The organism is Niastella vici (assembly GCF_002077945.1).
Classification (GTDB): Bacteria; Bacteroidota; Bacteroidia; order Chitinophagales; family Chitinophagaceae; genus Niastella; species Niastella vici.
Window position 1 is genome coordinate 20,646 of sequence record NZ_LVYD01000074.1, and the last position, 14,728, is coordinate 35,373.

Genomic DNA, 14,728 nt, shown 5'->3' on the forward strand with positions numbered 1-14,728 from the left:
TATGAATCTACAATCGATTAAATATACCAGTATGCATCCAATAGACAAGGAGTATTTGTTTGGTTTGGATATCAACGAGCTGGAAGCGGTAAGTGAGGATATTGAGCTGTATTTCCGGAAGTACCAGTTTTATTTTGCCATAGATGCATATGACCTGGTACATTTTTTCTTTCCCTACCTCGATACCCTGCAATTTACCGAAGAAAATGTGCGGCAACTGGCTATGGAAGGGATCGCCTATGATACATTTTTTTCAAACACTGCCACCGGAGCCATTGTGCTGCTCGAAGAATACAAAGATGAGCTGGCGATCGTGCGCGATTTGTTCATTCAGAAAATGAAAAGGGCTTATGAACTTACGCAGAATATAGACAAGCTGGCCCTTGAATTTTTACAACTTAAAGAAACCGGAAAAAAACTGGAGGAAATTGCATACACCAACCCTGAATTGTGTTTTCTGCTCTTGGTGTTCTTGCAGCGGCGCGAGGTAAAGGAGTTGAGCTTTGCGCAATTCTTTAAGAAGAAAGTGTTTTTAAATGGCTTTACCACCGAAGATGATGAATTCAATCTGTACTCAGATGAGGCGTTTTCACAGCCGTACGACCGCAATTTTGTGACCACAATCTTTGAACAGTTCAGGGAATTGCAGAGGGAAAAGACCCGCAACATGAGCACGCATGTGTACGACCGGTATTTATATAACACATACAAAGATATTGTCGCCATAGAAAAAGTGCTCACAGCCAACAAGATGATCCTGGATCATGAAAAATACCGGAATACCGTCTTTTATTATTTGTCGTCGACTCCCACTAAATCGGCTCTGTTGTTTCATCTCATTAATAAAACGTATGGCGACGAAATGCCTTACCGGGAACATTTCAAAAGTGGCCGCAGCGTACACCGGAATATACAGCAGGCATTTTTGTTTACCATGCTGGTGGCAGAATATCCCGATTCAAAAGAAATGCCGGAAAAAATGCTGAAATTATTAATGACTTACCGTATGAAGGGCGGAGAGTATGCTTCGGTACCGGTGAACGAAGAAGACCGTCAGGTTGTGGAAGCGCTTGACAAACTGATCGGGAAGGTTTCTTCCAATATTCAAAACCACTTATTAAGTTCCATCTTCAAAAATTACCAAACGACAATCGATGGTATTGCACTGGGTGGCAGCAGGGAAGTGGTTAATTTCACCAAAAATGTGCTGAAAAAATTCGAGACCATACAGCTGGAGCAGGACAGTATAATGGAAAATGATTACCTGAGATATAATATCTCGAAACATGGGCAGTTGATGTTATTGAAACAGGCGGTTACAAATGAAGAAGCTGAAAAAATAATGGTAACCGTTAGGCCTGGCCGGGATATCGTACGATTGAATTTTCATCACCTGCCTTTTCTGCTTTTTGTATACGAACGGGACGACTGGAAGAAGCTGGCTGCTTTTTACACCGCCATGAAAGCCATCAGTGAAATTATTTCGGAAAAGATCGTTCATATTCAGCCGGTCATCGGGTTTTTAAAAGACCTTTTTCTATGGTGGCAAAGCACGGAGATCAGGCAACGTACTCGGGAGTTGCTAATGTCGATCTATATCGATCTGTTGTCGGTGCAGGTTTTCACCGCCACCGGCGATCCCGAAATAGAAGTAAAGCTGATCGCCATGCTCGAGCAACGGACTGACACCCTGCTGAGCCAGCTAAGGAGTAACAAGAAAAGGAAGCAGATCGAGCTGTTACGTAATGAATTGTATTATGTGCTCATCTGGTTATACCGGCGTTGTTTGCAATTTGACAAGTTGCAAAAGCTGGAAGAAGACATTACTGTGGCTGAGATCTGGGATGCCCGCATTTTTCATGGGTTGGGCCTTGGATATGAATCCCTGTTCTATCACCAGGGAAAGAAAACGGAAGACAAATGGATGCTGGAAAAATCGATCAAATACCTAGAAGGGGCGGCTCAGGATTATGGAAACCTGCTGGGTCAGCTGCCCAGCCAGTTTGCGGATATCCGGAATTTGGTGATCAAAAGCCTGATCGGTATCGGCAATTCTAATTGCGATTCCAGGTTGCGGTTGTATGATTTTGACAAACAGGGAGAACATATTTACCAGGCCCGTGCAATCCTGAGTGAAATGAAAGATTATACCGAAGTGCTCGAAATAGATTATAACAGTGTCCCTATCATCAATCATACGGAAGCCGAACTGGAATATTATGAGGCCCTGATGGCATATGAGAAGAAAGACCTGGTGCTGGCGAAGAAAAAGATCACTTATGCCTTACGCCGGTTCCAACGGTGCATTGACAGGGCTTCGTTAATGAGCGAGGAGTCGAAGCTGATCGGAGAGAGGATCGTAGAATTACGAAATAGAATATTCAGTCATAGTTAGCCTGGTTGTAGATAAAACATATAATTAGATATCATTGTCAACCGTAACCTGACCACCGTCATGATTTTATGGCGTACGTACGGCTTGATCTATATCAATTTAACCCAATACCCCTTTGCGATCAACATTAATTTTCCCAACTTGCTGGTATCTATCCGGCCAAACCGTTTTTCCTTTTAAACGATGCTCCGTGCTAAAAGGCCTTACCTATTCATTAAGAAACTTGTTGTAACGATATTGCTGTCATATGTATACATGAACGCAAAGCATTAGTAGCATGTTTAAACAAAATCATTGTTTTGTTTAAATAAATCATTGACATATTGAAAGCAGAGCAAACTTCTGATGAGTTGTTGGTTAAGCGATTCAATGCAGGGGATAAAAAGGCGCTTCAGACGATCTATGACATGTATTTTACCCATCTCTTCTATTTTGCGTATCGGCTTACGCAAAACAGGGCCGAGGCGGAAGACATTGCCGTGGTAACGTTGGAGGTGCTATTGCGGCGCCATACCGATTTTTTGACCATGCCGAATATCAAGGCATTCGCTTTTATTACTGTTAGAAATAAGTGTTTAAAATACCTCGACGCCACTAAACGGCATAGGGCTTCTGAACTGGAGCTGGGCATTCTTAGCGATGAAAAAGATGATTATGTGCTGGCCCAAATGGTGCGCAGTGAATTTTTGATGGAAGTATACCGGGAAATTGAAGAGCTGCCCCCGGTTCGAAAAAAAGTATTCAAGCTATTCTATATAGACGGGCTCGATTCGCAGGAAATCGCCCGTTTGCTTCGCATGACCCCGGCCGCAGTATACAATAACAAGTTAAAAGCCCTGAAACAGTTACGGAATGTGTTGTTCGATAAAAAATTGTTGCCCCTGATAGGGAGTTTGTTCATGATAAAGCAGGCCTGGAATTGTTAGGGGGGAGGCGCGCTGAATAGATCAAAACCTTAGAAAGAAACTGCTTATGGATAAAATTGTTGAAGCAATTTTAAAGTTGCAACCTTTTGGCAAATTCTTCAAATGGCTGGGTTGTAATGATGATTGGAGCGCCTTATTTTCTGTTATAGTAACTGTTCTCCTTGTAACTGTAGTTGTAAAAATATTCAATACTTTACTTAAGCATCACAAGCATTGCAAGGCGGCTTTGGAAGACATTAAGCCGCAATTTGATCATTTGTCTATTCAAAAGGCAAAAAAGTATTATATACAAACACAGTATCAAAATGCTTCCCCTGCCCGCCAGGAAGAACCTGGTTTTACCCACAAGTATATTGCACGAAATAAACTGATCCCTTTTTTCACGAAAATAGCATTCAATGAAAAGGCGGATTCAGAACGGTTTTATCTTATTCTGGCCGATTCAGGAATGGGTAAAACAACGTTTATGATCAATTTGTATCTTGAATACAACTCGTTCTTTAGTTATCCCCGGGAATATGAGATGAAATTGTTCCGGTTCTCCAATCCCGATACCATTAACGAGGTAAAAGCAATAAAACCAGAAGATGCGAAAAGAACGATCCTGTTGTTGGATGCGCTGGATGAGGACCGGGGGATTATTTCAATGGACCCACAGATCAGCGATGCCATAGCGTTTCAAAATCGGATCGATGAGATCATTGCCCTTACCTTAAATTTCAGGGAAGTGCTTATAACCTGCCGCACCCAGTATTTTCCCGGGCAGGAAGAAGATCCTTATGAGCTGAAAATAAAACGGCCCGATGAGAAAGGATTTTATCAGCTGAACAAATTGTACATTTCTCCCTTTAAAGATAAGGAAGTAGCAAAATACCTTAATAAAAAGTTTGGGATCATTCCATTTATAAACCGGGAAAAGAAAAAACGGGCCCGGGAAATTGTTGCCCGGTCGAAGAACTTAGTGATGAGGCCAATGCTGCTTAGTTATATCGATTATTTAACTGAAGATGAGGTTAGTGAAGTGAGCACGTACAGCATCTATGATAAATTGGTTACGAAATGGTTGCTGCGTGAAGCGGAGAAAAGGAAAGGGACAGAAGATCGAAAAGGTTTTATGAAGAATTTGCGGAACCTGTCGCATAGAACTGCCATAGCCATTTACTACAATTGGCGGAAGGAAGGCCGGATGTTTATAACAAAGGAGGAAGCGCTGAAGATCGCCGCGCAATTTAACATTCAGCTAAAGCCCGATGAGATCACTGGTCAGTCATTGCTAACCTGCGATGGGGCCGGAAACTGGAAATTTGCGCATAAATCAATTCTTGAATTCTTTTTGGCCAATGAGGCCAGTCAGCGTCCCAAATTCCTGAAAGATATGAGCTTTAAGGGAATGGACATGGCCAGGAAGTTTTATGGAGAGCTGAATCCAGGCATGTTAGTTATTGATCAATTATCATCACCAAAATATATTTATAGTTGTGTATTGCGAAGTGAATTTGATGAAGTGATGGGACTTAGCGATGGTTCTAAAGAAAGATGGCGCCTGGGAAACAAATTTTCTTTGGGCGAGGCTCTTTATTATTGTAATAAAATGAATCGTAAAAATGGATATTCCTCCGTTTACAATGATGAAAGTAGATTTCAGGGAATTGAAAATATACGCGGGTTTAGGTTGCCCACAGAGAGGGAGCTACTGTATCTAGTTCAGGCTAAGTTAATTGGGGTTGGTGATTTATTTAATAGAAAACAGTATGCTTATGAGTGGTGCCATAATGATACAGGTTATGGAATAATTCATTTTTCGTTTGGAACTAATAAAAAGCAAATAGTAGACGAGCCATCCTATTTCCGGTTAGTCTTTGTCCCATAGCCGTCACCCCTCAACCCATGCATATGAAAAAGCCCTCCTTATTAATATCTTTGATCAGCTGCTTTATATCACTATCGGCCCAGGAACGGCTGGCGGTATTTGCCATTGAAAAAGATACTTCCGCAAAACTACCCTGCATCAGCATTGACTTTTTCAGAAGCATTCCCAACGGCGACCTCTACGGATCAATAGGCGATCATTTTACCCCGAAATATAAAGCTACGGGGCATACGCGTTTTGATGGAAAAGCGAAAATAGACCTGTCGGTCATAGATAGCATTGGTTATTTTGGTGTAGAGAATGTGGTGGTACTGCCTCATTACAGGAAATTCCTTGCTGCCGTTACTGGTGCATGCAAAGGTCAACTGCCGAATGACGACTCATTAGATTCACTGCAGTTAGCGGTGTGGTGTTACAATGTGCTGGATGAGTTAGGATTTATTGACCGGAAGGTTGCCGATCAGCAGGACGCCTTTCAAAAGGCAACAAAACAATTTGCATTCCGGTATGGCTTAACGGGTGCATTGCAGGACACAAATAGTACCGTACAGCCGCAGGCCATTATAAGCAAGGCTTCACAGGTTTATTTCAATCGGGAAAATAGCACAAAAGCAACCGAAAAGCCGGATAGTCTCCGCTTCACCGATACCACCATTGTTTACAGGCAGGGTGTTCAGGCCCATGCCATTGCCGCGCATTATCACAACATTCCTACAAAGGAACTGGAGCCATTTGCTGCGGCGCTGAAGGATGGTATTTACATATATCTCCGGGATTACCGCATCGATCCCGGGCAGGTTGATGTAATTAAGTGGAGTGCCGGTCCGGCCAGTTACATTCTGACGTTTTCGGCAGTAAATGGGAGCCCCCGGTGGGTGATGCGGGTGAGGGTGGGAGAGTGAGATAAAAAAGCCCATCATCACATTAAGAAGGATATCCTTCAAAGGAATGTGGTCAACCTTTTGTGGCTCAAGTGATGCAAATATCAGAGAAATACCAATGTGTTCAAAGTGGTTATTTATGCTTAAAAGCATAATTAAAAATTGTTTCATTTTTGAGGTTAGATTCAAGTGGATTTAGGGTTTGTATTCATGTAGGAAGTACAATTTGTGCCTGCCTAGGTGGATAATGAACGATCTTTCATCGGCTAAATAGTTAATCACGCCTATGCTAATTTTATCTTCCCAATTTCATCTTGAGAGCTCTAAAACGATTGCTTTATATTAGGGTTTAAATATTAACCTTATTTTACTCAATTAAGTTTTTAGATCATTTTGATAATAATTCAGATACATAATGAGCGGTAATTTGAATTTTAGAATAAGTTCTGCTTTGAAGGATATCCTTGGTCGAGATTTAATAACGGATGATTTTATTGCTGTATTTGAGTTGGTCAAGAATTCATTTGATGCACACGCGAGGCAAGTAACAATACGGTTTGAAAATATTCAAGCTGGTAACGGTAAAATTATTATAAAAGATGATGGGAAGGGAATGAGTTATGATGATCTTATAAATAAATGGTTGTTTGTTGCCTATTCGGCTAAAAAAGAAGGTACAGAAGACTATGATTTTGATTATAGGTCAAATTTAAACAATCGTGTTTTTGCTGGAGCTAAGGGAATAGGTCGGTTTTCTTGTGATAAACTTGGAAAGCAGCTTTATTTAGAGACTACCAAAAATGATATTAAGTCTAAAACTGAAGTGCTTTTAACTAATTGGGAAAAGTTCGAAGGTGATTTAAGGGAGGAATTTGTGAATATTGATGTTCTGCATGATACAAAGAATCGTAGCGATTTTGGTTTGAAGCACGGAACAGTTTTGGTTATAGAAGAATTGCGAAGTGAATGGGATCGAAAGAAGTATTTGAAGCTAAAGGATTCTTTGGCAAAGTTGATCAACCCAAATGCTGGCAATGCTGAGGAGGATTTCAAAATTATTATTGAAGTGCCGGAGGAATTAGAAGGAGATATGTCTTTTTCTGAAGGCTATCAAAAGGTAAATGGAGAGGTTAGAAATTTTATTTTTGAAACTCTTGGTCTAAAAACTACAAAAATAAGTGCTACTATTTCTGAAGATGGAAATTATTTATGGACAGAGCTAACAGATGGTGGTACTATTATTTATAAGATAAAAGAAAAGAACAGTTTCCCTTTTCTCCTTAATATCGAAATTAAACTTTATTATTTAAATCTTTCCGCAAAGCAAGTTTTTGCCCGAAGGATGGGTATATCCTCAAATCATTATGGCCACGTTTTTTTATATAAAAATGGATTCAGAATTTATCCTTATGGTGAACCTGGGGAAGATCCGTTGAAAATAGATTACAGGAAAACTCAAGGATTTAGGCGATATCTTGGGACCACAGATTTGATGGGGCAAATTGAAATATTTTCAAACACAGAAGAGTTAAAGGAGACTTCAACAAGAGGGGATGGGCTCATTAAAACACCTACATATTATCAATTAGTTGATTTCTTTTGGGAGATTTTGCGTCGTCTCGAAAAATACGTTGTTGATGTTCAACAATGGGGGGTTAGCATTGAAGATGGTAATTCTAATGATATTAATGGGAGAGTTGTTGATCTGCTAGCTAAGCTTACTGGCAAAGAAGATTTGATAGAATTTGAGATTCCCTCAAATTTTTTTGAATTAATAGAAATTAGTCAAATCAATAGTGCTGATGCTATTATAGACAAATTGAACAATCTTGCTGCTGAAAAGGGAGATGATCGATTGATTAGGGAGGTACAAAATGCAACTGTTAGGGTAAGAGATTTAAAACTGGCAAAGGAAGAGGCGGAAAAAATAGCTGCAATTGAATATCAAAAAGCAAATGAAGCAACGGCTAAGCTAAAGGAGAAAATAAGCGAAAATCTTTTTTTGAAGTCTATTAATACTGCGGAATATGAAGAGGTGATTGCGCTAATTCATCATATCGGGATATATGCAGGGACGATTAATAATTATTTAAAAGGTATTTCTCTTAGGATCCAAAATGACATCCCACTTAGTAAAGAAGATTTAAATGAAATAATAAAGAACATATCATTTGAAACAAAGAAAATATTAAATGTTGCAGCATTTGCTACTAAAGCAAATTTTAAATTAAAAACTGAGGACCTGGAAATTAATTTAATAGACTATATCAGAGAGTATATACAAAATATAATACCAACCGTTGCAGATAATACATTAAAAATATCATTTGAGGATTATACGAGTATGCCATTTATTCGCGTCGTTAAACCAATAGAAATAAATATCGTAATTGACAACATTGTCAATAATGCCAAAAAGTCTAGAGCTAATAATTTAAAAATTGAGTTAAGCGAGTCTGAGAAAAATACTTTGTTGGTAAAATTTATTGATAATGGAAATGGTATCGAAGAAAATAATCTCAATAAAATATTTGATTTAGGGTTTACCACAACTGACGGTTCAGGGATAGGGTTATATCACGTTAAAGAAATCCTTCATGCTATAAAGGGTAAAATATCGGTAATAAATAATTCACAGGAAAGCGGTGTGACTATTATAATTGAACTTAAATAATATGAATAAAGTTGTCAAATTGTTTTGGATTGATGATATGGAAACCTGGGCGCATTCTGCTCAGGATAATGTTAGAATAATTGCCAGAAAATATGGCATTGATTTGAAAATTATCACTTCAAGGAATGGGGATAATATTTTTCAACAGTTAAATTATGACTTGGATGCGGTAATTATGGATTATCATATGCAACCATTTAATGGTGACAAGTACATTCAGGAAATTAGGGCAGAGGAACATTTGGAGCAAATTCCAATATTATTTTACTCTCAAGATACTTCAACTAATTTGGCCGGATTAGTATCTAATCTGAAAAATATTGTTACCGTATATAGACCAAATTTAGAGGACAAGATTGTTGAGCTTTATTTTAGGCAGAGTGTATATGATCCTAAATAAATATCTATTTGATCCTTAGTCAATAATTCCTCTGTTTTTCCGTTTAAATCTAATGAAAACAACCTGGCTTTATTGCCTATTACTTTTAAGTGCAACTTTTTTAATGGGAAGTAAACCGTTGAAAAACGCTGATGCAATTCAGTTGACCCCCGAAGAACTGAAACTGTACAATTTGATCACTACCTACCGCGCACAGAACGGCTTGCCAGCTATCCCGCTTTCGGTTTCCCTCACAGCGGTTGCGCAAATACATGCAAAGGACCTTGAAACAAATCGCCCCGACCAGGAAGGGTGCAGTATGCACAGCTGGTCGGCCAATGGTAAATGGACGTCCTGTTGCTACACACCCGATCATGCGCAGAAACTATGCATGTGGAATAAGCCAAAGGAGCTTACTTCATATACGGGAAATGGGTTTGAGATCGCTGCTACCTATTCCGAACTTATAGATGCCTCCAAAGCACTGGCCTTATGGAAAGAAAGTAAATTCCATAATGAAGCGTTATTAAATAAAGGAGCGTACGCCAGAACGTGGAATGCCATGGGTATAGGAATTTATAAAAATTATGCAGTTATCTGGTTCGGGCATGAGGTTGATGCAAAGGGTGCGCCCGGGAAGCCGTAAGGAATCTTGTATTACCAAATCAGGTGTTTTTCCCGTTTTTGATTGGCTGGAACTGTCGTAGTTTAACCCAAAACTACAACAGATGTCTGCCAATAACCCAAAGACAATCAGACTCGGTATTTGTATGGCGGGTGCCGTCTCTGCCGGTGCCTACACTGCCGGCGTAATTGACTACCTCATCGAAACATTGAAGCGTTGGCAGAAAAAGAAAGACGCCATCAGGGAAAAGCAGGCCGGCAACGAACCGCTCACCGAAGAAGAAAAACTGGTTCCTCTACACGATGTGGTCATTGAAGTACTAAGCGGCGCCTCCGCAGGCGGCATGACCGCAGCTGTCCTCGGTTATTCGTTCAATGACGGTTCTTATTACACTAAAAGAAATAACGACATAATTCCCGGAAATTATGACAGGCCAGGGCCCGATGATTCGCCCACCAAGTTGTATAAGGTATGGATCAATATGGCTGACGACCATAAAGGATCAACATTTCAAAAATTGATGAATAATGGCGATGTGGTGACCTCCCTGAATAATATGAAGTCGTTATTGAATTCAGATCCTATTGATAAAATTTCGGAAGGCGCGGTTCCTGCCAAATTACAATTTGCACCCCCGAAATACGTAAGTCAGAACGTAAGTATGCTTCTTTCGGTGACCAACCTGGAAGGCGTACCCGTTGATATTCGCTTTTCGAACATCGACGGGGATGATCCTACCTGCAATGTGCTGAAAATGCACAGCGGCTTTCTCCACTATCAATTCAATCCACAGGATCTGGATATTGATTATCCGGCCGAAGTACTGACAGAAGAGACGAAAGCGCATTTAGCGGCAGCGGCAAAGGCCACCGGCGCATTCCCTTTTGGACTTGCGAACAGAAAGATAACGGTGAAACGAAAGTTTTTTGAAGACTTTAAAACCAGGCTTAAGAAGAATTCCAATATTGATGTTAACCTCGATCTGCAGCAAAAAGACAATTATATTTTTAATTCCGTAGATGGCGGAACCATCAATAATGAGCCTATTGGCACTACCATGCGATTGCTGGCATGCAAAAAAAATAAGGATCGGTCGGACGATGAAAATTACCTGATCCTGATAGATCCCTTCCCAACCGTTACAAACGCCACCAAACGCGCTACATACGAAGAGCCCGGAGAATATACCTTACTCGACCAGGCGAAAAAGATCTTTCAGGCCATCAGGAATCAGTCCATGTTCAGGCAGGAGGACCTGCTTAGTGGGTTGGAAATGGAGAGCAAACGGTATCTGATCTATCCTACCAAGCGAAAATTTTATTTTCTGGCCTGTGGCCTCATAGGCGGATTCTCAGGCTTTTTTAAAAAGGAATTCAGGGAGCATGACTATCAGCTAGGAAGAAAGAATTGCCAGGCTTTTTTGCGGTTTTACTTTGGGGAAGACCTGGTGAAGTTTAAACAGATCACCAATAACGGCTTAACAACCGAACAATACGAGAAGTGGCGGTATAATGTAAATTTTGGAAAGGCGGGCACAACCGAAATATGGAAGATGCCGCTGATCCCGGATATGTTATTGCTTAACAGCGTTGACAAAGACCAAAAAATTGAAACACCTAAATATGATGGACTTACTACGAACGAACTGGATGTAGCTAATAACCTCATCAGGGCCCGCATAGAGAAGATAGTTAAAGAAAGCTATCCGAAAATACAGGAGGCAGGAAGTAGTATCAATAAAATAGTAGGATTTTTATTGTGCTTCTTTTCCGGTTCCATTAAGCGGAAAATTGCAAACGCCTTATTCAACAAAACGAGCGCCTATCTAACAGAAACATTCAATCCGCAGATCCTGAAGCAGCAGGAACTGTTACTCTTTTTTCTTCAGCAAATAAAGGAATATGGCATTTTACATCAAAAAATCAAGGGTGTAAAAGCCCGGATCTCAAACGGGGGAGAACGGATTGTTTCGCGAACAAGCGATGGGGTAGAAACGCAGTGTATTACCTCCAAAGGCGACTACGTGGTAACAAATGATACCGGGGTTAAGGAAGAATATGTGGTAAATGCTGCTAAATTTCTTGACAGATATGTTCACCAGGCAGGTGATTATTATATTCCTAATGAGAAAGCGAGGGTATATGCAATTCAGATAACTGAAGAAAGTATAAGAGCGTTTCGCCTGGAAGGTTTACAGCGTTTGCTGGATAAGCCGGGCGAACCAATATATATTGAAGCGCCCTGGCACGAAAGTCAAACCCTGCGTTTAAATGATTACCTGGTTATACCGCTTGCCAAAGATGAGGTATACCGCATCGCGCAAAAGGAATTTATGGAGACGTATAAAAAAGTGTAGGCGTCCGCTGTTTTTGTTTACTTATTAAGTACCCACCGTTAAAACACCTATTTTATTCCATCAGGTTGAAAATACCTTTTTTTATTGGCAATAATGATCGATCTTATTTTTTCGAAAACGGTTGACCATAAATATGAAGCATTCTTTTTTAGTTCGGAAATTTAGGAACTTCCTGTTTTATCTGTCAGGCGCCAAACTGCAGATCATTGAGCGATTGCCTGAAAAAGACAAAGCACCCTATTTGTCAATCGGCTTGTACCAGCTCCTTATTTTAATTGTCTTTACAGGTGCCAGTCAATGGGCGATTTTATATAAGCCCTATTACGTTCCCTTTGTTTTTTTGTGTTTCAGTTATTTGATAGTCCTGGCCGTAGTAGCTGTTCTCATGAGGGCTAACCGGCATTGGGTTAACAAAACCAGCCATGCGCCTTCCCTTCACTACTGGTTTATGGCATTACTGATAAGTGGTGGTACGACATTTGTCCTTTATCTGAATAATACTGTCAAAGACAGGGTGGCGAATAATGATTCTTATTGGCATAACATGCCTATATCTGAGTTGCCCGTTTACGTTTTATTACACCCAACGGCTCCGGCGTTCATCCTGGCTTTTGCTGTTTATATTGTAATGATCACACTTTTTTATATCATTATCCGGAAAGTCCGGCAACTTCAATCCGACTTTTATCATACGCTTCTGGCCGAAATGGAGAAACAGGAATCGGAAGGCCTGCAGGCTGAACGGCAACGCATTCAGGATGAGTTCCGCCTTCAGTCAGAGCTCATCAACCGGCAGGTTGCATTGGAGGAATTGCGTGGAAAAGACGCTGCTGCAATAAAGGCTACTAACACCGGATCTTCTTTATTACCCATTGATCTTTCACCGCACGATCTGTTCATTCATGCGAATGATAAATTCAAATTCCAGGATTTTACCAAGGCGCTGGAATATATCAACAAGGCCATTGAACTCGATGACCGCAAACAGGCTACCGACCCCGGTTATTTTCCGCATCCCGAGTATCATGAACTCAAAGCAAAGATCCTGCAGGCCAGCGGCAACCCAACAGGATCAAAAGCTGCGCTCGATCGTTTTGTTGAGCTCGACAAAGACAATAAATACCGGGTAAACCTTACCAAAGAGATCCTGCTCGACCGGGTAAAATTTCAGAACCTGCCTTTTTTTGGCAGCTTTGAGTGGAACCTGACCCCGGGCGTCAATATCTTGCTGGGAAAGAACGGTTATGGCAAAACACACCTGTTGCGGCTGATCATCGCATTGTTATATGGCGACAGGGATAAGATGCGGGATTGGATACCCGCCAACGCCCCGGCCGATACCCTGGCGAAAGCCTATGTGCTGAGCGATCATCCGGTTCAAACGGAGGTGGTTCGGGAACTGAATAGGAAATTAGATGAGTTGTTCGAAAGGAGAGCTGATCCGGCGAATTCAGAAAGCACCACACTGTTCATCGATAAGCAGGTCGATGAATGTATTGAAAGCATTGACCAGGAACAACGCCGCATTGTGGCAAACAAAGACAATATAACCAGCAGAATAGGAAGGGTGCCGGTACTGGCTATTTCAGATTCCCGGTTCATTACACGGTCGGGCACTGTGATCGCCAATACCAATACGACTTCTGAAGACCTCCGAAAAGATGGCGCCACTGAATTTCTGTATGGCGGCTCACTGGAACCAATTATAAATAAAAGCCTCTTCATTGTAGCCCAGAACAACCGCAGCGATTTTAGCAAAGAACCATACCCGTTAATACAACGCGTTATTTCTGAATTGGCTGAACCCGGGCCCCTGAAGTCCATTGCCGCCGGAACGCCACAACGCAAAAACACAGGCGGTGAAACTGCCAATACTTTTTTCAGGTTCAGCCGCATAGAGACGGTGCCGGCCACGGGCGATTTCAGGTTCTTTGTACAATCAGAAGAAAATAAACAGGAAGTGCCCCTGCAGAGCATTTCCCAGGGTACATTATCCATTCTTTCTATTTGCCTGGTGATATACCGGTTCCTGAGCGAGTTAAGACCCCAAAGCAGTGATCCCCTTTATGAAAAGGCCATCGTGCTTATTGATGAAATTGATGCACACCTGCACCCCAGCTGGGAGCAAAAGATCATCGGCTTGCTGCGGCGCGAATTTCCCAATGTACAGTTTATTATAACGGCTCATAGTCCGCTCATAGTGGCCGGCTGCCTTGAAAAAGAAGTCAATATTATCAGGCATACCAATACCGGCTTTTATCTGGAACAGCCGACAAAAAATTTTATCGGGTATTCAACCCCCGAACTTTTCAAAGCGATCTTCGAGATCGAGGATCGCGATCCCCACTATCTGTATTATGCAGCTTTATCATCACGGGAAGCAGAATTTCGGTCGCGCCTCAACCTATTACAAGAGAAAAAAGAAAAGGGCGCACTTACACCTGCACAACAGCAGGAACTGGATGAGCTGCAAAAAGATCTTAATTACATAAAGGTCGTGAACAGGGTGCAGCAAAAGGAAGCGGAGGTAAGTACTTTGCGAACGCTCGACAAAACATGGAAGCAGGAGGCGGAGCACTGGAAGAAAGAATTGGAATTGATCAAAAGTAAACAATTATAAAT

At 41.2% G+C, this 14,728-nt stretch carries 9 protein-coding genes; all 9 read left to right on the forward strand.

Going from position 1 to position 14,728, the window contains the following annotated elements:
* The first annotated feature begins 31 nt into the window (after positions 1 to 31).
* Positions 32 to 2,395 (forward strand): hypothetical protein, encoded by a 2,364-nt coding sequence (locus A3860_RS31540; RefSeq protein WP_081154280.1) that lies wholly within the window; start codon positions 32 to 34, stop codon positions 2,393 to 2,395.
* 323 nt (positions 2,396 to 2,718) lie between these two features.
* Positions 2,719 to 3,321 (forward strand): RNA polymerase sigma factor, encoded by a 603-nt coding sequence (locus A3860_RS31545; protein WP_081154282.1) that lies wholly within the window; start codon positions 2,719 to 2,721, stop codon positions 3,319 to 3,321.
* A gap of 46 nt (positions 3,322 to 3,367) precedes the next feature.
* Positions 3,368 to 5,191 carry an NACHT domain-containing protein gene (locus A3860_RS31550; RefSeq protein ID WP_081154284.1) on the forward strand — a complete coding sequence of 608 codons (1,824 nt, stop codon included), beginning with the start codon at positions 3,368 to 3,370 and terminating at the stop codon, positions 5,189 to 5,191.
* 23 nt (positions 5,192 to 5,214) lie between these two features.
* Positions 5,215 to 6,093, forward strand: coding sequence for a hypothetical protein (locus A3860_RS31555; RefSeq protein WP_081154287.1), 879 nt, complete (start codon positions 5,215 to 5,217; stop codon positions 6,091 to 6,093).
* A gap of 394 nt (positions 6,094 to 6,487) precedes the next feature.
* Entirely contained in the window at positions 6,488 to 8,746 is a 2,259-nt protein-coding gene (locus A3860_RS31560) for a sensor histidine kinase (RefSeq protein WP_081154290.1), read from the forward strand.
* A gap of 1 nt (position 8,747) precedes the next feature.
* The gene (locus A3860_RS31565; protein WP_081154293.1) at positions 8,748 to 9,146 is read left to right on the forward strand and encodes a response regulator; all 399 of its coding nucleotides are present in this window, start codon (positions 8,748 to 8,750) and stop codon (positions 9,144 to 9,146) included.
* A gap of 103 nt (positions 9,147 to 9,249) precedes the next feature.
* Entirely contained in the window at positions 9,250 to 9,771 is a 522-nt protein-coding gene (locus tag A3860_RS31570; RefSeq protein WP_216823554.1) for a CAP domain-containing protein, read from the forward strand.
* 82 nt (positions 9,772 to 9,853) lie between these two features.
* The gene (locus A3860_RS31575; protein ID WP_081154298.1) at positions 9,854 to 12,106 is read left to right on the forward strand and encodes a patatin-like phospholipase family protein; all 2,253 of its coding nucleotides are present in this window, start codon (positions 9,854 to 9,856) and stop codon (positions 12,104 to 12,106) included.
* Positions 12,107 to 12,239: 133 nt separating this feature from the next.
* Positions 12,240 to 14,726 carry an AAA family ATPase gene (locus A3860_RS31580; RefSeq protein WP_081154300.1) on the forward strand — a complete coding sequence of 829 codons (2,487 nt, stop codon included), beginning with the start codon at positions 12,240 to 12,242 and terminating at the stop codon, positions 14,724 to 14,726.
* Positions 14,727 to 14,728 lie beyond the last annotated feature (2 nt).